This is a genomic window from Thalassovita gelatinovora, from assembly GCF_001458355.1.
Taxonomy (GTDB): Bacteria; Pseudomonadota; Alphaproteobacteria; order Rhodobacterales; family Rhodobacteraceae; genus Thalassobius; species Thalassobius gelatinovorus.
The window spans coordinates 594,593-620,879 of sequence record NZ_CYSA01000015.1 but is presented as its reverse complement, the minus strand read 5'-3'; the positions used below and the strand labels follow the sequence as shown (position 1 = coordinate 620,879).

21 protein-coding genes are annotated in these 26,287 nt (G+C 56.9%); 5 read left to right on the top strand and 16 right to left on the bottom strand.

What is annotated here, in order from left to right:
• Positions 1 to 10: 10 nt before the first annotated feature.
• Positions 11 to 1,855, top strand: a complete 1,845-nt coding sequence (locus tag TG4357_RS07655) for a hypothetical protein (RefSeq protein WP_058262257.1) — start codon at positions 11 to 13, stop codon at positions 1,853 to 1,855.
• 105 nt (positions 1,856 to 1,960) lie between these two features.
• Here the strand turns inward: TG4357_RS07655 and TG4357_RS07650 are convergent, their stop codons facing one another.
• From TG4357_RS07650 to TG4357_RS07615, 8 genes are all read right to left on the bottom strand, one after another.
• Positions 1,961 to 3,130, bottom strand: coding sequence for a M20 aminoacylase family protein (locus tag TG4357_RS07650; RefSeq protein WP_058262256.1), 1,170 nt, complete (start codon positions 3,128 to 3,130; stop codon positions 1,961 to 1,963).
• A 4-nt stretch (positions 3,131 to 3,134) separates the two neighbouring features.
• The gene (locus TG4357_RS07645) at positions 3,135 to 3,629 is read right to left on the bottom strand and encodes an L-2-amino-thiazoline-4-carboxylic acid hydrolase (protein WP_233487447.1); all 495 of its coding nucleotides are present in this window, start codon (positions 3,627 to 3,629) and stop codon (positions 3,135 to 3,137) included.
• Positions 3,626 to 4,924 carry an NAD(P)/FAD-dependent oxidoreductase gene (locus tag TG4357_RS07640; protein ID WP_058262255.1) on the bottom strand — a complete coding sequence of 433 codons (1,299 nt, stop codon included), beginning with the start codon at positions 4,922 to 4,924 and terminating at the stop codon, positions 3,626 to 3,628. Before TG4357_RS07640 ends, TG4357_RS07645 begins: the two co-directional genes overlap by 4 nt.
• Before the next feature lies 1 nt (position 4,925).
• Entirely contained in the window at positions 4,926 to 6,554 is a 1,629-nt protein-coding gene (locus tag TG4357_RS07635; RefSeq protein ID WP_058262254.1) for an aminotransferase class V-fold PLP-dependent enzyme, read from the bottom strand.
• Between the two features lie 10 nt (positions 6,555 to 6,564).
• Positions 6,565 to 8,211, bottom strand: a complete 1,647-nt coding sequence (locus TG4357_RS07630) for an ABC transporter ATP-binding protein (protein ID WP_058262253.1) — start codon at positions 8,209 to 8,211, stop codon at positions 6,565 to 6,567.
• Positions 8,208 to 9,083 carry an ABC transporter permease gene (locus tag TG4357_RS07625; protein WP_058262252.1) on the bottom strand — a complete coding sequence of 292 codons (876 nt, stop codon included), beginning with the start codon at positions 9,081 to 9,083 and terminating at the stop codon, positions 8,208 to 8,210. The genes TG4357_RS07630 and TG4357_RS07625 overlap by 4 nt, the downstream gene beginning before the upstream one ends.
• Positions 9,080 to 10,069 carry an ABC transporter permease gene (locus TG4357_RS07620; RefSeq protein ID WP_058262251.1) on the bottom strand — a complete coding sequence of 330 codons (990 nt, stop codon included), beginning with the start codon at positions 10,067 to 10,069 and terminating at the stop codon, positions 9,080 to 9,082. The genes TG4357_RS07625 and TG4357_RS07620 overlap by 4 nt, the downstream gene beginning before the upstream one ends.
• Before the next feature lie 80 nt (positions 10,070 to 10,149).
• Complete coding sequence (locus TG4357_RS07615; protein WP_199484629.1) at positions 10,150 to 11,745, bottom strand: ABC transporter substrate-binding protein; 1,596 nt, start codon at positions 11,743 to 11,745, stop codon at positions 10,150 to 10,152.
• 192 nt (positions 11,746 to 11,937) lie between these two features.
• On the opposite strand from TG4357_RS07615, the gene TG4357_RS07610 reads away from it, so the two are divergent.
• The 4 genes from TG4357_RS07610 (at position 11,938) to TG4357_RS07595 (ending at position 14,978) form a co-directional block, all read left to right on the top strand.
• The gene (locus TG4357_RS07610; RefSeq protein WP_058262250.1) at positions 11,938 to 12,648 is read left to right on the top strand and encodes an SDR family oxidoreductase; all 711 of its coding nucleotides are present in this window, start codon (positions 11,938 to 11,940) and stop codon (positions 12,646 to 12,648) included.
• Between the two features lie 27 nt (positions 12,649 to 12,675).
• A complete protein-coding gene (locus tag TG4357_RS07605; protein WP_058262249.1) occupies positions 12,676 to 13,536 on the top strand; it encodes a VOC family protein in 861 nt (286 codons plus the stop codon).
• Entirely contained in the window at positions 13,533 to 14,045 is a 513-nt protein-coding gene (locus tag TG4357_RS07600; RefSeq protein ID WP_082644092.1) for an Lrp/AsnC family transcriptional regulator, read from the top strand. Before TG4357_RS07605 ends, TG4357_RS07600 begins: the two co-directional genes overlap by 4 nt.
• 438 nt (positions 14,046 to 14,483) lie before the next feature.
• A complete protein-coding gene (locus TG4357_RS07595) occupies positions 14,484 to 14,978 on the top strand; it encodes a TSUP family transporter (RefSeq protein ID WP_233487446.1) in 495 nt (164 codons plus the stop codon).
• Between the two features lie 152 nt (positions 14,979 to 15,130).
• On the opposite strand, the gene TG4357_RS07590 is transcribed toward TG4357_RS07595, so the two are convergent.
• From TG4357_RS07590 to dnaN, 8 genes are all read right to left on the bottom strand, one after another.
• Positions 15,131 to 15,475, bottom strand: coding sequence for a RidA family protein (locus TG4357_RS07590; protein WP_175473920.1), 345 nt, complete (start codon positions 15,473 to 15,475; stop codon positions 15,131 to 15,133).
• A 611-nt stretch (positions 15,476 to 16,086) separates the two neighbouring features.
• Positions 16,087 to 18,504 carry a DNA topoisomerase (ATP-hydrolyzing) subunit B gene (gyrB, locus tag TG4357_RS07585; protein ID WP_058262248.1) on the bottom strand — a complete coding sequence of 806 codons (2,418 nt, stop codon included), beginning with the start codon at positions 18,502 to 18,504 and terminating at the stop codon, positions 16,087 to 16,089.
• Positions 18,505 to 18,612: 108 nt separating this feature from the next.
• Positions 18,613 to 20,496 carry a nucleoside-diphosphate sugar epimerase/dehydratase gene (locus tag TG4357_RS07580; RefSeq protein WP_058262247.1) on the bottom strand — a complete coding sequence of 628 codons (1,884 nt, stop codon included), beginning with the start codon at positions 20,494 to 20,496 and terminating at the stop codon, positions 18,613 to 18,615.
• Between the two features lie 178 nt (positions 20,497 to 20,674).
• Positions 20,675 to 21,286: a sugar transferase gene (locus TG4357_RS07575; protein WP_058262246.1), complete on the bottom strand. Its 612-nt coding sequence runs from the start codon at positions 21,284 to 21,286 to the stop codon at positions 20,675 to 20,677.
• On the bottom strand, positions 21,283 to 22,152 hold the full coding sequence (locus tag TG4357_RS07570) for an NAD-dependent epimerase/dehydratase family protein (protein WP_058262245.1): 870 nt from the start codon (positions 22,150 to 22,152) through the stop codon (positions 21,283 to 21,285). The genes TG4357_RS07575 and TG4357_RS07570 overlap by 4 nt, the downstream gene beginning before the upstream one ends.
• Before the next feature lie 72 nt (positions 22,153 to 22,224).
• Positions 22,225 to 23,781, bottom strand: a complete 1,557-nt coding sequence (locus TG4357_RS07565; protein WP_058262244.1) for a class I adenylate-forming enzyme family protein — start codon at positions 23,779 to 23,781, stop codon at positions 22,225 to 22,227.
• A gap of 73 nt (positions 23,782 to 23,854) precedes the next feature.
• On the bottom strand, positions 23,855 to 24,964 hold the full coding sequence (gene recF / locus TG4357_RS07560) for a DNA replication/repair protein RecF (protein WP_058262243.1): 1,110 nt from the start codon (positions 24,962 to 24,964) through the stop codon (positions 23,855 to 23,857).
• Between the two features lie 62 nt (positions 24,965 to 25,026).
• Complete coding sequence (dnaN, locus tag TG4357_RS07555) at positions 25,027 to 26,145, bottom strand: DNA polymerase III subunit beta (RefSeq protein WP_058262242.1); 1,119 nt, start codon at positions 26,143 to 26,145, stop codon at positions 25,027 to 25,029.
• Positions 26,146 to 26,287 lie beyond the last annotated feature (142 nt).

Genomic DNA, 26,287 nt, shown 5'->3' with positions numbered 1-26,287 from the left:
AGGGGGAATCGTGGTGGTGGATGCGGCGATGCAATCGGGCGAAAAGATGTTTTTCGGCAGGCGCGCGGGATATTTCGTGGCGTTTGCGGTCAGTTTGCTGCTGTATCTGAATTTGCAATCACAGCGTCTCGGCGATCTCCTTACCGGCCTGAAATTGCCTGACAATGACGATGAAATGCGTCTGGTATCGGTGCGCGACTTCCTGAACGGGCAGGGTTGGTACGATACGGTACAGCATCGCGCGATGCCGCCAGAAGGTTTGTCATTGCATTGGTCACGGTTGATCGATCTGCCACTGGCGGGGTTACAGAAGTTCTTTTCGCTATTTGTGGGCGATGACATGGCGATGGCCTTGACTGCCGCGATTTGGCCGGTGCTGTTGTTCATCCTTTACCTGGTGATCGTGGGGCGAGTGACATCGAAAGTGTTCGGCTATGCCGCGGCCAGTTTCGCATTGATTGCCGCCGCGGTGACGCCGACATTCGGCAATAGCCTGTTTCCTCTGGGCCGGGTCGATCATCATAACGTGCAGGTGATCTGTATGTTGGTGGTGATTTCATCGATAATCCTACCGGGACCGGGGGTCAGGCGGGGCGTCACTGCCGGCTTGGCCGCCGCACTGTCGTTGGCAGTGGGGTTGGAAGCGATCGTCGTTCTGGCCGTGGCCGGGATCGTATTGACGGTGCAACATGTGTTGGATCACCCCGGTAGCACCGACCGGTTGATGGGATACGGCATTGCGCTGGGCGGCGCGGCACCGTTGCTGTTTTTGATTCAGACTGATCCGGCGGCTTGGGCTGTTTCGCGATGTGATCAGCTGTCGCGGCCGATATTGATGATTACATCGGCGGCCATGGCCTTTGCTATTATCACATATCTCAGCCGCGACTCCGTGCAGACGAAAACCGGTCGTATGATTTTGGTGGCGGTCATGGGGGCAGGGACAATGATTGCGCTTTGGCCGTTCCTGAGTGCCTGCCGTGAAGGCCCGTTTTCCATGCTGCCGCCTGACTTGCGCGACCTGATCCTGAATAACATCACCGAATCCTTGACGGCGGTAAACCTGTTCCTTCGCGATCCGAAAATCGCAACCGCGCTGGTGTTGCCACAGGCGTTGGTGGCCCTGTTGCTGGCTTGGCTTGTTTTCCGCAGCCCTACCGGGCAACGATCCGCTGCCGTGGTGCTGTTGGTGTTTGTGTTGATGGGGCTGGCGGGATCGTTTTATCAGGCCCGGGCGGTGATTTGGGGGGTGGCGGTTATGCCGATGGCATTCGGTGTCGCCATGTTCTGGGCGGTGACCAGCGATTGGAAAGTGTTGCGATGGTCGAAGCCGGTGGTTTTGATGGGGGTGGCATTTCTGACGCTATATCCCCAGTTCTTTGCGCAAAGTCCGGTCTTCAATTCGATGCTGAATTTGGCGGGGCTACCACCATCGGTGGAAAGAAAGATTTCTCATGTCGATCTGAATTGCAGCCACCGGGATGTTCTGTCCGGTTTAAACGGTATCGATCCAGCTGGCATTTTAGCACCGCTGAACATGGGCACCAAGATTCTTCTTTATACCGGGCATTCCATTTTCGCGGCTCCGTATCACCGCGCGCCCGAAGGGTATTGGAACGGTACTCAGGCCTTCATGGGGTCGGATGCGGATATGGCGCAGCGGCTCGAGCAGACGCGGGCCGACTATGTTCTGGTCTGCGAGGATGAAGTCTACCGAAATGCGGACAGTATCGGATCGCGGTTGGCGAAAGGGCAGGTTCCGCGTTGGTTGCAACCGGTCGATCTTGGCGCTGGCCCGGTCCGATTGCTGCGCGTGCAGAGCGCTGAATTGAGGTCGTTTCTGGAAAGCGACTGACGGGGGCAGCCCCGCCACTTGGCCGGGCCAATAGCAATCGCTTGATCCCATTGCTGCCCGTCCAAGCCCCCCGATTGAGGCTTGGACGGGTGGCGCATCGGACGCCTAACCAAGTGGCAGCCGCTGGCGCACCAAAGTGGTCCAGTAAGAACTGCCCCACGCGATCACGTCATCGTTGAAATCGTATTTCGGGTGATGCAGCGATGCGGACGGTCCGTTGCCGACATTGATCATCGCACCAGGTACTTCATTGAGCATGAAAGAAAAATCCTCACCGCCCAATGTTTGCGGCATGTCGAGATGTACATTTTCAATACCCGCAACCTCTTGTGCGGCCTTCGCCGCAAGTTCCGTTTCGCGGTCGTGGTTCACCGTCACCGGATAGTGGCGGATATAATCGAGCGTGCCGACGGCACCGAAAGCTGCCGCGATGTTCCCGACCATGGTGCCAAGGCGCTCTTCGACCATGTCGCGCACTTCTTCACGCAGCGTCCGGACTGTGCCGGTCATTACAACGTCCTGCGGGATGACGTTAAACGCATTGCCGGCCTGAATCGTGCAGAGGGAAATCACCGCTGAATCGATTGGGTCCATGTTGCGCGAGGTGATGGTCTGCACCGCTTGCAACAACGCGCCTGCAATCGGAAGGGGATCGAGGGTCTGTTCAGGCCGTGCCGCATGTCCGCCGCGTCCGGTGATGGTGATCTTCACCTCGTCGACGGAGCCCATGATCGGACCGGAATTGATGGTGAATTGTCCAAGTGGAAGATTGGGGCGGTTGTGCATCCCATAGACCTCGTTGCAGGGCCAGCGGGTGAACAGCCCATCCTCGATCATCGCACGTGCTCCTGCGCCACCTTCTTCGGCGGGTTGGAAAATCACGATCACCGTCCCGTCGAATGCCCGGCTTTCCGCCATATGTCGCGCTGCACCCAAAAGCATCGTGGTGTGTCCATCATGGCCACAGGCGTGCATTTTGCCGGGAATTTTGGAGGCGTAGGCTTTGCCGGTTTCTTCTTCGATCGGCAAAGCATCCATGTCGGAACGAAGCCCGATGCTGCGGCCCGATGTATTACTTTGGCCTTTGATCACACCGACGACGCCGGTGCGCCCGATGCCTTCATAAACCTCATCAACACCCGCCGCGCGCAGCGCCTCAGCCACCTTTTGTGCCGTGCGTTCGACATCATAAAGCAGTTCCGGGTTCATATGCAGATCGCGGCGAAACTCCGTGAGATCTGCGACCTCTTTGGCGACCCAGTTTTCAACAGCCATCTTTTCAGGCCTCCTTTTTCATACGGTAGCGAAAGTCGCAGTGACTCGCGCCTTTCATGATTGTCTGGGTTCGGGTCATTTCAATGTCGGGGTTGTAGCCGATGCAGAAATCCCCATCGCGGTTACAGGACAGAAGGTGCCCGATATCGCCCAGCCCCATGTCCTTATACATCTCGGCGTAGCGGCATTTGACGACGTTGAAGTCCATCTTTTCTTCGGACATTTCTACCGTTTCGATGCGCAGCGCATCCTCGCGGGTCCAATTGGGTTGGATCGCGGCGAAATCGGTCAGGTCCGGGGCGTGGCCCAACTCTTCGGCCAGCATCTGGCCTTGCTCGATTGCGGATTTCGAACAAGCCGCACCGATCACGGCCTCGGCTTCGTCGCGGCCTGACCGTTCCGTAATCACGTCAAGCACATGCTTGAGGATCATCGCTTCGATCTTGCGGTGCATCAAAATCGGGATGTCGTTCAAATCCATGGGTTTTGTGTCTGTCATAAGTTGATCTCCTTGTGGTCTTGGCGTTTGAGCCAGGCCAGATAGGTGGGGGCCACGCGGCGGACGATCCCGTGCATTGGAAAGGGGGTTGGGTCCGTCACCGGCAAGGCCAGTTCGTCCTCCGGCTGACCTGTCACGGCACGGGCGAGTTCGCGGCCCAAAGACGTGCCAAGCGCCACGCCGCGGCCGTTACACCCGATCCAGGCCCACGCGTCGGGGCCAAGCTTGTGTACCCGGGGGAACCGGTCCCAGTTCATACCAATATAGCCCGACCAGACATGGGTCATCTCTGGCACACCCAGATCGGGGAAAGCTTCGCCCAGACGTTGCGCGGCCTTTTTGCGCACGCGGTTGGCGACATCGAAAGACCCGATCACCGCACCTCCGGTGATCAAGCGGTTGCGCGCGTCATAGCGGAAAAACCGCAGATCGCCGCGTGTGTCCGAAACCGCCTGGCGGCCTGGCAGAATTTTCTGGCTCAGATTGTCACCCACTGGTTCCGTCGCCATCTGCCAGCTCAGAACAGGCACGACAGAGCGCGCGATGCGTGGCGCAAGACGCGGGGCCAATTCACCGGTATAGGCGTTGCTTGCAAGGATCAGCGCGCGGGCTTTTAGCTTGCCCTTGGGGGTTGTGATGACCCATTCATGGCCGATGCGTTCGAACGACATCGCCGGGCTTTCTTCGTGGATCACCGCGCCCAGATGTTCCGCTATACGCGCCATTTCTCGTGCCAGAGCCAGAGGGTTGATATGTCCGCCCGTGGGATTGAGCATGCCACCATGCCAAAAATCGGTGCCGAGAATCGTGGCGCATTCCTCTGGTGTTTTTAACTCTGCTGGAAAGCCGAAACGTTGCCAGGCTTCGACGCGTTTTTGCGCCAGTTTGATCCGCCCCGGAGAATGCACAGGTTGGAACCAACCGGTTTGTTCGGCTTCGGCTTGCATGTCGAATTCGCGCACGAGATCAAACAGCACATCACCCGAGTTGCCGATGAGGTGAACCATGCGTTTGCCCGCGTCGCCATAGCGTGAAACCCAGGTGTCGGGTTCGGCGGAGGTCAGGATTGGGATGACCTGTCCGTTGTTGCGCCCCGAGGCACCCCAGCCCGCCGCCTTGCCTTCAAGCAAGGTTACGGCGTGGCCGCGACGACGCACCTCGATTGCGGCGGACAACCCGGTGAAACCTGCCCCGATTACCGCGACATCGGTCTCTTCGGTGCCAGAAAGCGGTGCGGACGGGGTCCGTTCGGGCGCAGTGTTGGCCCAAAGCGAATTTGGAAAATCGACGGGCATTTCAAAGCGCTCCTTGTTGCGTCATCTGTACTGCCTCATGCGGCAACCAGAACCAGCGCAGCGCGTCTTCGTTCGAAGTGAAAACTACGGTCTCTGGCGTGGGCAGGTCTTTGGCGGCATGGGCAAGAACCCCGGCCTCTGACAAGCAGGTTTGGAAATCGGGGGTAACTGTTTCAAATCGGGACGCCCCGGTCCAAAGCTCGGACAGGGTGGCGGGCAGGGGGTCGTCAAAAACAGTGGTGGCATTCCAGTTGCCTGCGGCGGCATCAAGCCGGTAATGCGGTAGCATCTCCATCCCATGGTCCGCGATGAACTGGATCGCGGCGACCATACGATCGATATCTTCGTCTTCGAAGAACCAATTGACACCCAAACGCACCCAACCAGGGCGGAAAACGCTGTTGCCCTGATGGACTGCCTGTTCATGTTGGCCACTGGTCACTGTGTCGATGTCCAAGAGCGCATGGCCATAGGGCCCAGCGCAAGAACAACCACCTCTGGCCTGAATCCCGAACAGGTCGTTGAGCAAAGCGACGACGTAGCTGTGATGCAACAGCTTCTCTCCGACGCGAATGTTGAAGGAAAAAATCCCCAGTCGCGGCACGTTGCGCGGACCCAGAAGTTCGACTCCGGGAATCGCGCGCAGCGCTTCCTCCATCCGCCGCGTAAGCGTGGCTTCGCGCACCTCGATCCGGGATTCATCCATATCGCGTTTCAACTGCATCACCATGCCGGTGCGGATGTTGTCGACGATGGCAGGAGTCCCGCCTTCTTCGCGGTGTTCCGGATCAGTTACATAACTGTGACCTTCGGCAGTGACATAGCTGACGGTGCCGCCCCCGGTTAAAGTCGGGCGTTCGGTGTCCAAGAAGCTGCGGTCGGCGATCAAGAGGCCCGAAGCGCTGGGACCACCGGCGAATTTATGGGGCGAAATCATCGCCGCGTCGATGCGGTCCCCGGCACCGGGATGTGTTTCGGACAGCTGAATGGGCATATAGGGCGCGGCGGCGGCGAAATCCACGATGCAAAATGCCCCATGATCATGCAGCAGCCGGGAGACGGCGCTCAGGTCGGTGCGCACGCCGGTCACATTTGACGCCGCCGAAAACGCCCCGAGCTTGAGCGAAGCGTCAGAATGCGCCTGCAGTTCCCGTTCCAAGGTTTCGAGACAAATGCTGCCCGCCGTATTCAAGGGGACACGCACCAGTGTGGCCCCACTTTCACGCCAAGGCAAATCATTGGAATGATGCTCGTAAGGCCCGACAAAGACCACCGCGCCCTCACCCAACCCTTTCATCGCGAATGCCCGCACAAGCTTGTCTACCGCACCGGTGGCACCCGATCCGGTAAAGATCACCGCGTGGTTTTCATCCGCGTTGACGGCGTCGCGCACGGCCTTGCGCGCCATTTCGCGCAATTGCGTGGTGCGGCGTCCGGTATAGGAGGTTTCGGTATGCGTATTACCATAATAGGGCAGGACATGGGTGCGGATCGCATCCTCGATGAATGCAAGCGCACGACCCGAAGCGACGTAATCGGCATAGAGCAGGGCGCGTGGTCCGAAAGGCCCCGGTATGGCGCAACCCTCACCGATGATAGAGTTGCGAATGTCTCGAAATTCCAATGACATGGGTTAGTCCTTAGGCGACATCCGCCTGCAGCGACGGAGGGGTCCAATCGCGGCCGGGGATGGAAGAAAGCAGATTCTGCGTGTAGGGGTGTTGCGGGTTGGCAAAGACCTCTGCGGTCAGGCCAGATTCGACGATTTCGCCTTTTTGCATGACGATGATGCGGTCACAAAGCTGTGCTGCAACACGGAGGTCATGGGTGACGAACAGTAGCGACAGGTTCAGCCGATCGCGAAGGTCGGCCAGCAATTTCAACACTTGCGCTTGAACCGACACGTCGAGCGCGGAAACCGGTTCGTCGGCTACGATCACCTTGGGTTCCATTGCCAAGGCGCGGGCGATGCCGATGCGCTGTCGCTGGCCGCCGGAAAATTCGTGCGGGAATCTGTTTGCGGCGGCGGGCGACAGTTCTACCAGTTCCAGTAGCTTCTTTGCCGCATCGCGGGCCTGTGCCGGGTTGGTTCCGTGCACGATGGGGCCTTGGGCGATCAGATCGACCACGCGTTTGCGCGGATTGAGTGACGCCATCGGGTCCTGGAACACCATCTGGATATGTTTACGCATCGCGCGCAGTTCCCGCGGAGAGCAAGCGAGCAAATCCTTGCCATCCAATTCCACCGATCCTTGGTCGCATTCCAAAAGCCGGGTGACGATCCGCGAAACGGTCGTTTTCCCCGACCCGCTTTCGCCCACGACACCCAGGGTTTCGCCTTGATGCAGTTGAAAGGTCAGATCCTTGACCGCAGTCACGGCGGTACGTTTGCCTGACAACAGCCCACCACGCGCGGCAAAGGTTTTTTTCAGTCCCGTGCCTTTGAGTACTACAGGCCCATTGATCACTGGTTTCACGGGCGGCGGCGTGAGCGCGGGAACGGCACTGATCAGCGCCCGAGTGTAAGGGTGTTGTGGATGGTTGAGAACCGCGTCGGTCGTACCGCTTTCAACCAGTTCACCACGGCAGAGCACAGCGACCTTGTCCGCGATTTCAGCCACAACGCCAAAGTCGTGAGTGATGAAAAGAACGCCCGCGCCTTCATCCTTCTGCAATTCGCGGATGAGTTTGAGGATTTGCAATTGCGTGGTCACATCCAGCGCGGTGGTGGGTTCATCTGCGATGATCAATTTGGGCGACAGGGTCAAGGCCATGGCAATCATCACCCGTTGACGCTGTCCCCCTGAAATCTGATGCGGATAGGCATTATAGGCCGATGGCGGTTCGGGGATGTGGACCCGTTCGAGCATCTCGATTGCACGGGCCTTGCGTTCGGATTTATTCATCTTCGTGTGAAGGCGCAGCATTTCGTCGATCTGCCAGCCGACGGTCTTTTGCGGGTTGAGCGCGGTCATCGGCTCTTGGAAGATCATCGAAATATCGGCGCCGCGCAGTTTGCGCATTTCCGCATCTGTTTTGCCCCGAAGCTCTTCCCCCATGAAGCGGATCGCGCCGCCCGTGACCCGCACATGTGGTTCGGGCAAGAGCCCCATGATGGCCCCCGCGCAAAGCGATTTACCAGACCCGCTTTCGCCCACGAGACAGACGATTTCACCGGATTCTATGGTCAGGTCCAGTCCTTCGAGGGCATAGGGGCGATCCGCCCCCTTAGGCAGAGAAATTTCCAGTTTGCGGAGTGCGAGAACAGGTGGATTTTTCTTCGTCATTTCTTCTGCCTCGGATTGAGCGCATCGTTGAGACCTTCGCCGAGCAGCGAAAAGGACAGGACGGTGAGGATGATCGCGATGCCGGGGATCACGGCGCAGTAGGGAGCAGAGCGCAGAACGGCGCGGCCTTGACCGATCATGTTGCCCCAACTTGCGTAGTTGGGATCGCCCAGAGAAAGAAAGGCCAGAGCGCTTTCCATCAGGATCGAGAGCGCCATGATGACCGAGGCGTAGACAACGATCGGTGGCAAAGCGTTGGGCAAGATTTCGCGAAAGATGATTGCGCTGTTCGAAACGCCCAGATTGCGTGCGGCATCGACGAATTCACGACCTCTGAGAGACATGAATTCAGCGCGTACCATGCGGGCAGGGGCGGTCCAGCTGACGATACCGATGGCGATGGTGATCCATTCGATCTTGGATCCCATGATGGCGACAAGCGTCAGCAGAAGAACAAAGTTCGGGATGGTCTGGAAGGCTTCGGTGAAGCGCATCAGGACGTCATCGACCCAGCCGCCGAAATAGCCCGAAAGCGCTCCTATGACGACCCCGATGAGAATTGCGACAAGCGTCGCCGCCACCCCGATCAGAAGCGAAATCCGCGCGCCGTAGAAAACACCGGAAAGCACATCCCGACCCAACTGATCCGTGCCCAAAGGCGTATCCCAGTTGACGAAGGGCGGGGTGAGCGGTTCGCCCGCACGCCGGAGAGGATCGCCGGGGTCGATGATTCCGGCGGTGAGCGCCATGATGATGACGATGGCAAAGAGGAACAGTCCCAGAACAGCCGCGCGGTTCCGGCGGTAACGGCGCCAGAACATGACATAGCGCGGGGGTTCGGGTGGGGCGATATCAGTATCAGCGAGAGTCATGCGAGTTCGATCCTGCTGTCGAGACGTGCATAAAGCAGGTCAGTGAGAAAATTCACGACGATGACGATGATGGAGCAGAGGAAAATGATCCCCATCAGCGTGTTCATGTCGCGTTGCACGACGGACTGGTAAGCAAGCTGCCCCAGTCCCGGCAGGGTGAAGATGGTTTCGACTACGATGGAGCCGCCCAGAACGGTAGAGAACTGTAAGCCCAAAAGCGTGACCACCGGCAAAAGCGCGTTGCGCATGATGTGATGCACCATGAGACGGGTTTCTTTTGCGCCTTTCGCACGCGCGGTGCGGACGTAATCGAGATCGGCGACCTCCATCACGGAGGCCCGCATCAGCCGCAGGTAAAAGGCCAGATAGATTAGCGACAGTGCAGCGGTCGGCATGATCAGGTGGCGCACCACGTCCCAGACATGATCCCAGCCGGAATAGAAGGCGGCGATGGTTGTGATCCCGCCTACCGGCAACCAGCCGAGTTTGACGGAGAAGAGCAGCATCAGCATCAGCGAGAGGAAGAAGGACGGGGTGGCGTAAAAGACCAGGCCCAAAACCGAGATCAGATTGTCAGTCGTGGAATAGGCGCGGCGTGCGGCGATTGCACCCAGCCCGATGCCCGCGACAAAGGCGATACTCAAGGAAGTCGCCATCAGCATCAGCGTCGTACCAAGCCGTTCCATGAGGACGGTTGAAACGGGTTGTTCATAGACGAAAGACCAACCGAAATCGAAAGAGGCGAGTTTGACCATATAGCGCCAAAGCTGGACCCAAACGGGTTGATCGAGCCCGTATTCGATCCGCAGTCGCTCGATAAAGGCGGCATCAGCGCCGCCCATGTCGCCCACAAGCGCATCAACCGTGTCACCGGGAGCGAGTTTGAGCAAAAGAAACGTGCCGATCATGATCAGGATGACCACGGGCACCGCCTGAACAAGGCGGCGCAGGGCATAGGTCAAGACCGGGGGCATGTGCAGTGTCATTATCTTGGGATCCTTAGGACCAGTCGAAGGAGTTAGTCAGGGGAGGACGGGCGCGTTTGATGCGCCCGTCCCGGCAAGTTTTACTGTTCGATCCAGAGATCGTACCAGCTCGACGAATTCCACCGGGGGGTGTTGTGGTGGTTGTGGAGCTTGGTCGATGTCACAGAGATGAACGGGTGCTCAATGGCAAAGAACACGGGCAGTTCTTCCATCGAGCGGGCTTGGATTTCGTGATACATCTCGGAACGTTTTTCGACATCGAGCTCAGAGGCGGCGGCGTCGATCATTTGATCGATTTCGTCGCTTTTCCAACCAAACTGGTTGGTCCAAGGGGTGCCTTCCGGCTGACCGGAGCGCAACCAGACCATGGTGGACACGGCCGGGTCAGAACGGAACTGGTGCCAGCCATTGGCGGTGTCGAAATCATGGTCGCGATAAACACCGTTGAGGAAACCCGGCGCGTCGTTGGTTAGGATTTCGACATTGATACCGATCTCTTTCATCGCCTGAGCGTAATATTCGGCCCAAAGCTGGGTGTATTCACCCCAAGGAGCCGGACGGTGCTTCAAATGGAACCGGTAGCCATCGTCTTTGACCGGATAACCTGCGTCGTCGAGCAATTTCTTGGCCAATTCCGTGTCATAGGCATAAGTCGGAACATCGTCTGTGTAATTGAGACCACCCGCAGTCGGAACAGGACCGCGACCTGCCTTTGCATAGCCATGCATGATGGTTTTGATCGCGTACTCAATATCAAGCCCGTGATACATCGCTTGGCGCACCTTCACATCCGCGAGGATCGGGTTGCGGTGATTGAATTCGACGGTGGAATGGGCCACGTTGTTTTCGTAACCTTGTGTGCCCACGTCAAACCGGTCGTCTTTGCCCAGACGTTCGACGTCAGCCATAGACACTCCGATGAACCCGGATTCGTGCACCTCGCCAGCCTCAAGCGCGGCAGCAGCAGCGGATTTATCTTTGATGAACCGCCAAACAATGCGGTCTAGATAGGGGAATCCTTCGCGCCAGTAATCCTCGTTCTTTTCGGCCAACACATATTGACCGCGCTCATATTCGACGAACTTGAACGGGCCCGTGCCCACGGGGGCGGTGTTATACTTGTTCTTGAGGATCTCCGTGCCTTCATAAAGGTGTTTCGGTACCGGGTGGCCCAGATCGGGCATGGCGGCGACGAAAAGCGGCAACGGCATCGGTTTTGAGTAATTGAACACGGCGGTGTGCGGGTCAGGGCAATCGACGCTTTCAAGATTGGCCTGCAGCGCTGAGGAATAGTTCAGCAGATTTTTCCAAAGCTCGATGGCAGAAAAGGCGACGTCATCACAGGTGAAGGGTTCACCATCATGCCAGTTCACGCCTTCGCGCAGCTTGAGAGTGATGGTCAGACCGTCTTCGGAGCCGGACCATTCGGTCGCAAGCACAGGCTCGTAACCTTCATAGCTTTTGTCGATCAGCGGTTCCATGATTTTACCGGTGATGTTGTACACCCCGGTAGAGGCGCGTAGCCCGGGGTTCAGGATGCGCTGTTCAGAAATCATATGAACGACTGCAGTGCCGCCCTTTTGGACTTCTTCTTGTGCCGTGGCCGTGAAGGCCACAGAGCTCAGAGCCCCGGTCATGGCGAGCGCTAGTCCCGCTTTTTTAATCTGCAAAGTCATTTTTCAGGTTCTCCCTGTCGGTTGGTTGGCCTCGTTGGGCCTTTTGGTGCTGTTGCCGGTTTACGTGAACCGCGTCTCGCGATGTCAGTCAACATGTAAAACCAAATTATACTTTTAATTTGGAAAAATACACTGCACTATGATTAAAAATTGGTAACATGATCTTCAAAATATCGAAATAGTGGGAAACACATGTCAAAAACTGCATGGATCACAGGCGCTGGGTCGGGAATCGGCGCGGCGATGGCGAAATCTTTTGCCGAAGCGGGTTATCGCGTCGCGCTGACGGCTCGAAACCAAGATGCGCTCGAATCTGTGGCAGCCACGCTGCCGATCCCTGAAAACGTCTATGTAAAACGTGGTGATGTGACCGACCGCGAAGGCATGGCCGGAGCCGCACAAGAAATTGCCTCTTGGGGCGGAGATCTTTCGGTGCTGTGCAACAACGCTGGGCTCAACATCCCGAACCGCACCTGGGCCGATCTCGATTGGAAAAGCTGGGATCAGGTGATCGACGTCAATATCACCGGTGCGCTCAATGTAATCGCAGCCTGTCTGCCGATCATGCGGGCGCAACAGGACGGGGTGATGATCCATACTTCAAGTTGGGCAGGCCGATTCCATTCCCCGGTCAGCGGTGTTGTCTATGGGGCTTCCAAGCACGCGCTTTCTGATATGTCACTGAGCCTCAATGACGAAGAGGGCAAAAACGGCATTCGTTCGACGGCACTTTGCCCCGCAGAAGTCGCTACGCCCTTGTTGGCGCAGCGCCCGGGATTCGATGCCGCAACGTTGGCCACGATGATTCAGCCCGAGGATATGGCGAAAACCGCGTTGTTCGTCGCGCAGATGCAGTCGGGTATTTCGCTACCCGAAATCGTTCTGGCGCCTGTGCGTCGCTGATCTTTCTTTCTACAGGAGACTTCATTCATGCCCCATCCCGTCAAAGGCATCGACCATTGCTTTGCTCTCGTCGACGATCTCGACAGTGCCGCCGCACAATACGATGCGCTTGGTTTTACCTTATCCCCACGTGGTACCCATTCTGCTGCCAAAGGATCGGCCAATTATACCATCATGTTCCCGACAGATTATTTCGAACTTCTGGGTATTCTGGCGCCGACCGATCTCAACGCAGCGCGGCGGGAAACCTTGGCCACAATGGGGCAGGGGCTCCATGCCATAGCCTGCCGGATCGAGAATGCCGAAGCTGCGGCCGACGCCTTGTCTGAACTGGGCTTGGCGACGCAGGGGCTTGGCGACTTTTCCCGTCCGGTGCCCTTGCCGGATGGGTCGGAGGGAGTCGCGGCCTTCTCAACCGTCTCCTTTACCCCGGCAGACATGCCACTTGGAATGGTGTTCATGTGTCAGCACAAAACCCGCGAGACGGTGTGGATTCCTGAATTGTTGGAGCATCGCAACACGGCCTGTGGAATCGATGCGATTCTGGCCATTTCGGATCGCCCTGAGAAAGACGCCAATGGCTTTGCCCGGCTTTGGGCCGAGGGCCATGTGACACAAGAGGATGATTGTTTCACGGTCCACACCGGACTGAATTCGGCTCCGCTGATCCTGTGCGACCCGTCAACAATGGCCAAGCGTTATCCGGGGATTGATCTTTCCGCCACCGCGAATGGCGCTTTTACCGTGTTGCGGATAAAGACGCGCGATCTTGAGGCGGCAAAGGATTGCCTTGTGAATTCGAATGTGGCTTTTTCCGAAACATCTGATGGTCTTACCGTGGGACCAGAATTTGCAGCAGGTGTTCTTATGGAGTTTGTTCTCGCATGACGGAACCACGTCCTCGAAAAACCGGTTCCAAACCGATCGCAACCATGACTTTCGATGAAACCGATCAGCGGATTCTCGAAATTCTGCAACATGACAGCGACACTCCGATTCAAGCGATTTCCGAAGCTGTGGGTCTGTCGACCAACCCCTGTTGGCGGCGGATCAAACGGATGGAAGAGGCAGGGGTGATCAAGAAGCGTGTGGTCTTGGTCGATCAAACCCGAGCCAATGTTCCCCTGACCGTCTTTATCGGGATCAGCACGTCGCGCCATGAGATTGAATGGCTGCATCGGTTTCGCGAATTGATCGACGAAATCCCCGAAGTGGTCGAAGCTTATCGCCTGACCGGCACGGTCGATTACATCCTGAAGGTCGTGGTGCCGGATATGGATTCCTATGACGCAGTTTACAAACAAATGATCCGGCGTTTGGAATTCAGCCAGGTGAACTCGATGATCTCGATGGAAGAACTGAAGTTTACCACCGCGATCCCGACAACCTATCTCTGAGGGGGGCGAAGGGAAATCGTGGTGGTCCAGCGACAAGTTAAGTATCGCCCCGTCATCGTCTGTGCACAGGACAGCCGTTTCGGACTTGTTGCGGCAGTCAGGATGACGACTATCGCGGCAGATTTAAATACCACTGCGTGGCAAAGCAGCGTTATTTGAGGCGAATGTTGGACATCAATGAAACAATTGTAAAGTCGTTTGAAGCATGACGCTAGCGTTGACCGTAAGTGCGGCGGTTTTTGCTGCGGCAGTTCTGAGGGGAATGACGGGATTTGGTTTTGCTCTGGCCGCTGTGCCGGCAATGAGCATTATCATGCCCCCGGCCAGTGCCGTTTCGCTTGCCATTATGCTGCAATGCCTTGTCGGACTGCGTGATGTGGTGTCGATGCGCGCGTTGCTGGATCGCAATGCTGTTCGCTGCTTTCGCTTGGGGCAATCTTGGGAACTCCGGTCGGGATCTGGGGGCTGACGCAACTATCACCAGACGCGATGCGGATCGTTTTGGCGCTGGTGGTGATTGCCGGGTTGACCGCTTTGCTGGCAAAAATCGAATTGCCGCCAGGACGGAATCCCGCGATAGCCGCCGGCCTGTTGTCGGGGGTGTTTTCCGGCCTGGCAGCCATGCCCGGACCGCCCGCGATCGCTTATTTTCTTGGGCGCTCCCAGGCGGCGGTAATCACGCGCGCTTCGCTTATGGTGTTTTTCTTCATCACGTCGCTGATGGCGCTACCCGGGCTCATTGTTGCTGATCAGTTGGACCGGGACATTGCGCTGCTTGCGGTCACCGCGCTGCCCGCACTTTTGGTTGGCACTTGGGCTGGCGGGCAGGTCTTCTCAAGGCTCGGAGAAAGCGGCTATCGCAAAGCCGCTATAGCGCTTTTGGCGTTGACGGCAGTGGCATCCGGTATTCGGGGGGTTAGTGCGTATATCTAACCACCATTCTCCGACTTTTGCGAAAATGGACACAGGGTTGCCAAGAAACCTTTCACATCTTTTGCCGGATCATGTTCCGGTGTCGCGGTTTCGATTTTGCTGGCGCAAGTAGCCGGGGCACGTGTCAGGTTTGGCCCCGGCTGAGGCGGCGATCAGATCGCGGCCGTGACGATGAATTCGACCTTGTACTCGGGCGTTGCCAGTTTGGCTTCGCCGCAAGCGCGTGCTGCCGGGTTTGCCGGGTCAATCCAGTCATCGTAGACCGCATTCATTTCGGCAAAGTCAGACATGTCAGCCAGCCAGATGATCACCTGTAAAAGCTTGGACTTGTCGCTGCCGGCCTCTGCCAGACGCGCGTCGACAGCTTTCAGGCAATCCTTGGTCTGGGTGGTGACATCGGCACCAGCTGTGCCGACCTGCCCGGCAAGATAGACGGTGTTGTTGTGAATGACGGCCTGACTCATGCGCGGGCCGGGGTGCAGACGGGTGATGCTCATGTTTCTCGCTTTCTGATTAATAATTTGCCACGTTTTCAGAGGCTGTTCGTTTCGCACAGGTTGGATGCAAAGGCAGAAAGAATGCCGGAAATAGGGGTGACGCAATGCGGCAAATGACTGAATTGCAGCCGATTCCTACTTTATGGGCACCATTTAACAACCAGACCTGAACTGGAACCTGTTTCATCTATTCCAGATGATCGCGAAGGAAAAGGGCATCACCCGGACCGTCAAGAAACTTCGGCTTTGAAGATCCGCTTGTCGTCTACCCTCACAGTATAGCTAGCTTGAGGTGCGCTGTGAAACAGGTGGGGGGATAAGCCGGGGAGCTAACCTTTGGGCTACGGGTGCTGGCTGCTGTTTGGCAACCAATCGAATCCGCAGGGCGCTATCCAACGTCTTTCTTGGATGGAGAGCGGCCAACCGTTGGGTGGTGATCACCGAATTGAAGAACCGCTGTGCCTCATGTCGTTGCGAGTCTCCAAGTTCGATGGGGTGGTGCGCCGACCCCGCAAAGAGCTTTGGAAATTCTTGGACATATCCGTGTGTCCAGTCAATGAGGGCGCGCAAAATTATGCGCGCCGTGGAATTCTATGCGTCCCCACACCGGATCAGAAATCGAGGTTCTCAACGCTCAGCGCGTTTTTCTGGATGAATTCGCGTCGTGGTTCAACCACGTCACCCATCAGCTTGGTGAACAGATCATCAGCTTCGGTCATGTCTTCGACCCGAACCTGCAACAGAGTGCGGGCTTCGGGATCGAGCGTGGTTTCCCACAACTGATCGGGGTTCATTTCGCCCAGACCCTTGTAGCGCTGAAGCGACAGACCTTTTTCACCTTCGCTCAGGATCGCCGAAAGCAAACCCAAAGGCCCGTGGATCAAAATGCTGCGATCCTTGCGCGTCAGCGTTGCCGGTAGATCGTAAACTTCCTGCAAGGATTTGGTGAAGCTGCCGGTTTTGCGGGCTTCGCCCGAACGCAGCATCGGGCCATCAAGCGTGCGGACCTCTTCCACCCCACGCAGGATGCGGGCGAGGCGAATACCGTGATCCTGGGTGATCCGACCCTGCCAGCCACGTTCATATTCAAGCGCGATATGATCCAGCCGCTTGGCCACTTTATCAGCGACGCCTTGCAGGTCGGCATCGACCGCGCCGGGCACGAAGGCCCCGGCGATGGCGGCCTGTTCCAAAATATGACGCGGGTAATGTGTCGGGAAGGCATCGAGCAGGCGTTTCAGACTGCGGGCCTCTTCGACCACACGTTTCAGGTCGGCCCCGGCCATTTCCATACCCGATCCAAGCTTCAGAACGGTGTCCTGAATGCCCTGTTCGATCAGATATTCGTCCATTTCGGCCTGATCCTTGAGATAAACCTCGGATTTGCCACGGCTGACCTTATATAGCGGTGGCTGCGCGATATAGAGATAGCCGCCCTCTATCAGTTCGGGCATCTGACGGTAAAAGAAGGTCAGAAGCAAAGTACGGATATGGGCCCCGTCGACGTCAGCATCGGTCATGATGACGATCTTGTGGTAGCGCAATTTCGCGATATTGAATTCGTCGCGCCCAATCCCGGTGCCCAGCGCCATCACCATGTTGCCGATTTCCTGACTGCCGAGCATTCGGTCAAACCGGGCGCGTTCGACGTTCAGGATCTTACCTTTGAGCGGCAGAATCGCCTGTGTCTTGCGATCACGTCCGGTTTGGGCGGACCCACCAGCGCTGTCACCCTCGACCAGGAAAATTTCGGTATTGACCGGATCCTTGTCGGAACAATCCTTGAGCTTGGAGCTGAGAAAGTTCATGTCCATCGGATTTTTGCGGCGGGTCAGGTCGCGGGCCTTGCGGGCGGCTTCACGGGCCAGCGCGGCTTCGACGATCTTGCTGACGATGACCTTGGCTTCGTTCGGGTTTTCTTCCAACCACTCGGAAAGCTTTTCATTCATCAGGTTTTCGACGGCTGGGCGTACTTCGGAACTAACTAGTTTGTCTTTGGTTTGGGAACTGAACTTGGGATCGGGCACTTTGACCGACAAGACACATGTCAGCCCTTCGCGGGCGTCATCACCGGTGAAGTTAATCTTTTCCTTTTTCGCAATGCCGCTGTCCTGGGCGTATTTACCCAGAGTCCGGGTCAAGGCCCCACGGAAGCCGGCAAGGTGCGTTCCACCATCGCGCTGGGGAATGTTGTTGGTAAAGGGCAGCACGGTTTCGTGATAACTGTCATTCCACCACATCGACATTTCAACCACGATATCGTCGCGTTCACCGATGACATAGATCGGTTCGGCCATCAGCGACTGTTTTGAACGATCAAGATATTTGACGAATTCTTTCACGCCGCCGTCGTAATAGAGTTCCGTTTTCAGCGGTTCGGCAGGGCGTTCGTCTTCCAGAATGATGCGGACGCCTGAATTCAAGAAAGCCAGTTCTCGCAACCGTTTTTCCAGTGTTTCGAAGGAGTACTCGAGGTTCGAAAATGTATCAGTAGAGGCAAGAAAGCGAACTTCGGTGCCTTTTTCACCATTTGCGTCACCAACCACGCGCAGATGTTCGGTACAGTCGCCATGTTCGAATTTGGCATAATGTTCTTTGCCATTGCGCCAGATGCGCAATTCCAACCACACGGACAGCGCGTTCACCACCGACACGCCGACGCCGTGCAAACCACCCGACACCTTGTAAGAATTGCTGTCGAATTTACCACCTGCATGCAACTGGGTCATGATGACCTCGGCTGCTGACACGCCTTCTTCTTCGTGGATATCGACCGGAATACCGCGCCCGTTGTCGCGCACTGAAACACTGTTGTCGGCGTGAATTTTCACCCGCACGGAATCCGCGTGACCTGCCAGTGCTTCGTCGATGCCGTTGTCGACGACCTCATAGACCATATGATGCAGCCCAGAGCCGTCATCGGTATCGCCGATATACATGCCAGGACGTTTGCGAACCGCCTCCAAGCCCCTGAGAACTTTAATAGAATCTGCGCCGTATTCTTGCGAATTTTGCTCGGTCTCGGACATTCCGCCCTTCCTCAATTATTGTCAGGAACATATACGAAACCCTACGGGGAATGTCACGTCCCACACATGATTTAGCGCGGCGCGGAAAAGCGGTTTGCCACTGCTTTTTCAGGCTTCGGTGATGTTGGCCGGTTCGGACATCATCGTTGAATGTTTTTCGACCCACCGGGTCACGACGGCACGGGCCGCTTCGACATCGCTGGTGTCCACGGCGTTGCGCAGATCCTTCAGGGCGGTGGCCATTTCGATTTCCGACAGGAACCCTTCCTGCGCACGCAGAATCTTTGGGTGTGGCGTGGTCAACATGTCGGGGCTGATCAGCAATTCTTCGATCAGCTTTTCACCGGGACGCAAACCGGTGACCTTGATTTCGATGTCTCCATCTGGATTTTCATCGTCCAGTACGGTGAACCCCGCCCCTTCGATCATTTGCCGCGCTAGTTTGCGGATCGGTACCAGATCGCCCATGTCCAGCACGAACAAATCTCCGCCCCGGGCGAAGGGACCGGCCAACAATACCAATCGCGCGGCTTCGGAAATGGTCATGAAGTAACGGGCGACATCGTTATGAGTCAGCGTCACTGGCCCCCCCCGCGCGATTTGTTCCTCAAACAGCGGGATGACAGACCCAGATGACCCCAGAACGTTGCCGAAGCGGACCATCGAATACAGCGTTTTGCTCGACCGCGTCGCCAAATCTTGAACCACCAGTTCGGCCAGCCGCTTGGACGCACCCATTATGTTGGTTGGTCGCACCGCCTTGTCCGAGGAGACCAGAATGAACCGGGCGACTTCGGCATGTCCTGCCGCTTCGGCGATGATTCGGGTGCCGATAACGTTGTTTCTAAGCCCGGCGATCACGTTCTTTTCCACCATGGGCACATGTTTATAGGCGGCGGCGTGCAGAACGATGTCTGTTGAAAATTCGCTAAAGATCTTTCTCAGCAGAATTGGATCACAGACAGATCCCAGTATCGCCGTCACCCGCACATTTGGAGCGAGTTCATTAAGTTCTTTTTCGATCAAATACAGCGCCAATTCGCTGTGATCGAGCAGGATCAGGTTAGCCGGTTCGCAGGCAACCAGTTGTCGGCACAGTTCGGACCCGATCGATCCACCTGCACCGGTGACCAAAATGCTTTGAGCCTGATAGGTATGGGCGACTGCGGGCAATTCGCCATCCAGCCCATTACGTCCCAGCAAATCGCTAATGGATACCGGTGTGCTGCGCTTTGAAATATCGCGGTCGGTGATGAGTTCGGCAAAAGATGGCAGCGAATGGACTTCGCAACCCATGCTGCGCAGCCGGAGTGCAATGCGTGCCTGAACCGAAGGGGCCGCGGTGGGCATGGCCAGAACCACGCGGTTGACTTCTTTCCGGGCGATCAGTTCCTTCATGCGGCTGGGCGCGTGAACCGGAACCCCTGTCAGCGTCAAGCTTTGCAGCCGAGGATTGTCGTCGACAAAGGCGACCAATTCGACCTGATCATCGGTTCGCAGCGCAGCGGCTAACTGCTGACCGGTCTGGCCTGCTCCATAGACGATGACGCGGGTCGGCTTTCTGCCCCGTCGATAAATCGATCGGACGATTTCGCGCAGCAGCATGCGGGTGGACACAACGATAATGAGGTAAACCATTGCAAAAATTGCCAGCGTCGCGGCAGGAAGCGGCGTATCCAACACGATATTCATCGCCAACCCGGCCATCGCCAGAATACCGGCCAGAATAGCCGTGCGGTGGATGCCACCTGATTCGAAGGCGTTGAGGCGGATTCGCGGCAGACCCAGAATTTGCGCAATCCCCGGACCCAGCAGAGTTAGAATGCCCACCAGTACCGGCAACTTCAGCGCAATTTGTTCGCCTGGACCGGATGCCGGGCTCAACATCATGGCGAGGACCAAGGAAATTGGCACCAACATCATGTCAATGAACAGAAAAATTAGATGCTTTTGCTGATCTTTAAGATTGATGGCAAAATTATAAATTGTCATTGTCAGCCTCCAACGTGGCCGGGGTATTTGAAGCGAGGCGGCTGGAAAAAACCGGGCAAAAAAAATACGCTGCGTCGATTGCCTATCAATCTGCTGTGACTTTATTTTTTGCCCCATTATTGTGCAAGAGTAGAAACAGCTATCCAGATGTTTTTTGGCGGAAAATCGCCTTTTTTACCTACTTCAACGGGAATTTTCGGAAAACTGTTTTAATCATCAACGCAATATCAAGGCACAGGTTGCGGCGGGATTGATAAATCAGATCCAGCGCGGCTTTTCGCGGTACGCAGCGTCTGACATAGGCGGATTCGGTTTCTTTCGGGGTTTGGCAATCGGCCAGAATGTTTTCTTCGTGGCGGTGAAACAGGATGGTCGCCAAACCGGTGATGCCGGGGCGCGAATGCAATACCTTCCGGTACAGGTCGGGGAACATTTCGACGTAACGGCGCAGCGGTGGTCTTGGCCCGACGAAGGAAATGTCGCCACGCAGAATATTCCACAATTGCGGGATTTCATCTAGCCGGTAGCGGCGCAGAAACGCCCCGGTCGGAGTTATCCTCGCTGCCTTGTCGCCGCCCGAAACGCCGCTGTCCTGCTCTGCCACGGTCATCGTCCGATATTTCCACAGCTGGAAGGGGTCGTCTGCTGTCTTCATCCGCTCAGAAATATAAAGCACCGGGCGACCTTCGCGGATCAAAATGACAAGCGTCAGGATGACGATCAGGGGAAATAGCAGGACCGTCAGAAACAAGGCCGCGGCGAGGTCGAACAGGCGTTTTGACCATGTCATGAAAGCGCCCTCCATTTCAGCCAGTCGCGGGTGATCCGAGCGGGATCGCTGTCGGCTTTTGGCAGCGGCACCAGATCGTGCAGCCGGTCGGTGTTCAGTACGGCATATTCGCGGGCTCCGATCGGAGCCGGTTGCCAGTCAAAGGGAATATCAGCCGCAGTCAGCAATGCATCCATGGTGACCGGCTTGGCAGATCCGACATTCAAAATGCCGGGCAAGTCACCGATGGGGCACAAGGTCAGCGCCTCGACCACCTGCGCCAAATCGGATGGCGCGATATAGCTGCGCGCAGGTCCGTGACCCGAACGAAAGCGGTGCAGGCTCAGCGGCGCTTTTGCTGAGGCTGCCAGGTAAGCATCGACCGATGTCGCCAAGCTTTCCGCCCCTGCCACAGACCCTATGCGCAAGGCACAACTGCGCGGTCCGGTCACGGAACGCACGGCATTTTCCATCGCGGATTTGGCCACACCGTAAGCATTCGGCGCGGCGACCGGATCAGTTTCGTTCAATGGCCTGTCCGATGGCGCATAGACGGCGATGGACGAACTGTGCAGCACACGGTCGGCACCGGTAGCGCGGGCAATCCGCATCGCCTCGTTTGCCAATTCACTGTTCATAGCCAACGTGTTGTTGTCACCCGAAGTCACCCCCCAAAGGGACAGCACCGCGTCGACAGGACCGATCCGCCCGACAGGATCACCAAGGGAAAATTGAACACAGTCCGCATCATCCGATGTCGCATTGCGAAATTGATACAACACCCGCAACCCGGAAGGCGGATGTGCTGACCAGATGGCGTGCAAAAGGCGCCCGACCTTGCCGGACGCCCCCAGAACCAGAAGTGTTTTCGTGCGTTGCCCTGTCACCGGCGGTGATACCTTTGCCGCAATTTTCTTACGGTCTTGGTATCACCCACGCCGGGATGTGAACAGGCCCGATCACTGCCAATAAGGCGTGCGCAATTCCCGTTTCAGGATCTTGCCGATCGAAGACCGAGGCAGCGTATCGCGCAACTCTATCCCCGACAGTCGGTGGCTTTTACCCAGTAGCGCGTTGGCGTCGGTCAGAATGTCTTCGACCGTTTTGTCAGATCCCGGTTTACGCACCACCAACCCCAAAGGCGTTTCCCCCCATTGTTCAGACGGAACACCGATCACCGCGGCATCGATCACAGTCGGGTCGCGCAGCAGGATCAGTTCCAGATCGTTGGCGTAAATGTTCAATCCGCCGGAAATGATCATGTCCTTCTTGCGATCTGATAGGATCAGGAACCCGTCTTCGTCAAAATGGCCCATATCGCCCGTGCGGAAGAACAAGCGCCCGTCGCCGTCGTGCCAGATGTAATCGTTGGTCAAGTCGTCGCGCCCGAAATAACCCGCCATCATTGCCGGGCTGCGGCCACAGATTTCACCGACTTGACCTTTCGGAACTTCGTTTCCATCTACATCGATCAGCTTGATTTCGGTTCCTGGCCCAGGAGCCCCAACCGTGTGCAACTTGTCCGGCGTTTCATCGGCGACAAGAATGGTAACGCCGCCACCTTCGGTCAGACCGTAATATTCGATCAGTTTGCCGGGGAATCGGGCCAGAACATCCGCCTTCACATCGGCCCGAAGCGGCGCAGAGGTGGAAAACTTCACGCGCATGGATGTCAGGTCAAAGTCGTCAAATTCGGGAATATCCATGATGCGTTTGTACTGAACTGGCACCAGCATCGTATGGGTGATTTGTTCCTCCTCGGCGATTTCCAGATACCGACGGGCGTCGAATTTTCCCATCAGGTGCACGGTCGATCCGCCGAACAGGGTCGGTAAAAATGATACGATCGTTGTGTTGGAATAAAGCGGCGTCGACAACAAGGTGCGGGCATTGTCGCAATAGCCGCTGGGTTCCGCGCGTTCCATCTGTACCGCCCGCATCCAGTTACTATGCAAAATACCCTTTGGGGTGCCGGTGGTTCCAGAGGAATAGATGATGTTGAACGGGTCGTCCCAATCGACAGCGATCACTGGATCGGTTTCTGGCTGCCGCGCTAACAAATCTTCGTAACCGGTAAATCCGGCAGCGTCGAAATCCAGCGCCACAAGACGAGCATTCAGGTTTTCAAGAAATGGTGCCACCAAATCACGATAGTGATCCGCAAGAAACAGAACTTTGGACCCGCTATCGACGACCATTTTTTCCAGCGCCTCGCTCGAGGCCATGGTCGAAAGCGGCACGATGCAGGCTCCGGCCTTGAGCGTGCCGATGAAGATCTCGGCATAGGGTGCGGAATTCGGCGACAGGATCGCAACGCGGTCGCCTTTGTCGATGCCCAGTTCGATCAGTGCATTGGCGCAGCGATTGCTGCGTTGATCGAATTCGGCCCAGCTTTGGCGGATATCGCCGCAGACGATCGCTTCTTTCTCCGGGGTTTCCTTGGCCCGTGCGCGGATGCCATCGATTACGTTCAGTTCCGGCATGGTTTCCGGATTTGGGGGGGTGATTAGGCCCATGCGCGTCCTCCTTCGCGTGGTTGAGCGCACTATTCATTGTTCGAGATGCGGAATCAAGTTCTGCTTTGCGGTTTTATGATGATTTCATAACGATCTCGGATACACCGCCTGTTTCCTGAATTTCTAAGTATTGCGCGCGGTCGCCTAAAGCGTCGAACAGTTCGGGCCCGGTGCCTGTCATCCAGGCTTGTGCGCCAAAGCCTATGATTTCGTCATAAAGCGCAGCCAAGCGCCCGGCATCGAGATGGGCCGCGATTTCGTCCAGCAGCAGGATCGGCGGCATGCCGATCAAGTCTGACAACGCCCGCGCATTGGCTAGGATCAGCGATACCAGCAGCGCCTTCTGTTCGCCGGTGGAACAGTCTTTGGCAGGCACACCCTTGGCCGCAAAGACACCATAAAGATCGGTTCGGTGCGGTCCAACAAGGCTGCGTCCGGCAGCCAGGTCGCGGAACCGACTTTCCGTTAGCGCATCGCGCAGATCGGTTTCGGTGTCTGGCATCGCGCCTTCGCTTTGCATCAGTTCCAGCGTCGCGGTGGGGAAGGCGGTTTCGGTCTGTGCCTGCGCTTGTTCCAGAAATTCCAACGTGGCGCGGCGATGGGCGTGAATCTTCGCGCCATTCACCGCCATCTGCGCCTCAAGCGCACCATACCAATGGGGATCGCGGACTTGATCCTTGAGCAACCGGTTGCGTTCGCGCATCGCTTTTTCATAGGCCAGCGTTGCATCGGCATGTTCGGGAAAGAAAGACAGGGTCATCCGGTCCAGAAATCGCCGTCGTCCTTCGGCGCCTTCAATCCAAAGCCGGTCCATTGACGGAATCAGCCACAGCACCCGCGACAACCGCGCCAACTCGAGTTGCGCCGCGGATTTTCCGTCAATGCGCAACTGTCGCGCGGCCCCGTTTTCAGACCATATTTCGATCTCGTGTAGGCGCGGTCCTGCTTGCAACAGGCCGGTGACTTTCCAGCCCAGCGTTTCGGGGCGTCGCATCATGTCTTCGGCCGAAGCACGACGCAAGCCGCGACCGGGGGAAAACAGCGAAACCGCCTCAAGGATATTGGTTTTGCCCGACCCATTGCGCCCATAGATAGCGACCGGACGCTTGTCACAATCGATCCGGCCCGTTTTATGGGATCGAAAATGTGACAAAGTCAGGTGCTTGAGCGCAAGATCAGCCATGAGGCAGCAACGGTTTCTGATTCAGAACCCGTCCCGGAATTTGTGGAAAACTCCGCAGCACCTCAGACGCGCATGGGCATGACCACATAAACTGCCGAAGCGTCATTGCCTTCGCGCATCAGGGTCGGATCACCGGCCGAATTGAACAAGAAAACGGCATTTTCGCGGTCAACCTGGCTTGCGATTTCAAGTAGATACTTCGCGTTAAATCCGATTTCCAACCGTTCATCATTATAGGCCACGGCCAGCTCTTCTTCGGCGGCACCACTATCGGGGGCGTTGACCGACAGGACCAGTTTGTCCTGGTCCAGCGCCATCTTGACCGCGCGGGAGCGTTCCGAAGACACTGTTGCAACCCGATCGACCGCAGCGGCGAAATCACCGGCATCGACTTCCATCTTGCGGGTATTACCGACCGGGATCACTCGGCTGTAATCGGGGAAGGTGCCATCGATCACCTTGGAGGTCAGGGTAATGTTCGGGGTGGCGAAGCGGATTTTGGTTTCGCTGACCGATACCGCGATTTTCATCTCGTCATCATCTAGCAACTTGCGCAATTCACCCACGGTCTTGCGCGGTACGATCACGCCCGGCATGTCTTCGGCCCCCGAAGGCAGATCGGCATCGATCCGGGCCAGTCGGTGACCATCGGTTGCGACAGCGCGTAGAACCTTGCCGCCATCTGAATCGGATACGTGCAGATAAACACCGTTCAGATAGTAACGGGTTTCTTCGGTCGAAATGGCGAATTTCGATTTATCGAACAGGCGGCGCAAAACCGGTGCCGGGGCGCTGAAATTGGATTGGTACTCGGAACTTGCCATGACCGGGAAATCTTCCCGCGGCAGAGTTGCCAGGTTGAAATTCGATCGGCCCGCTTCGACGGTTAGGCGACCGGCGACGCCATCATCGCTGAGCGTAACCAGCGCGCCATCGGGCAGTTTGCGGACGATTTCATGCAAGGTGACGGCGGAAACCGTGGTGGCGCCGGCCTTTTCGACTTGGGCCGGGGCCTTGTCGACGACTTCGATATCCAGATCGGTGGCCCGGAACGAAACGGTGTCACCTTCGGCTTCGATCAGAACATTGGCAAGGATCGGGATCGTGTTACGCCGTTCGACGACCGACTGCGCCTGCGAAACGGCTTTAAGAAGCGCCCCGCGTTCGATGCTGAATTTCATTCCATCGCTCCTATCCCTGTACCGACCCATAGCCCGGGGGGTGCAAGGTAGCGTAATCCCCAACCGGCTCAAGCCTTTTATTGGTTTGTCTTCTGGATTGGGAAGGCCGTCAAGAGCATGACGACCGCACCGGGACCGGTGC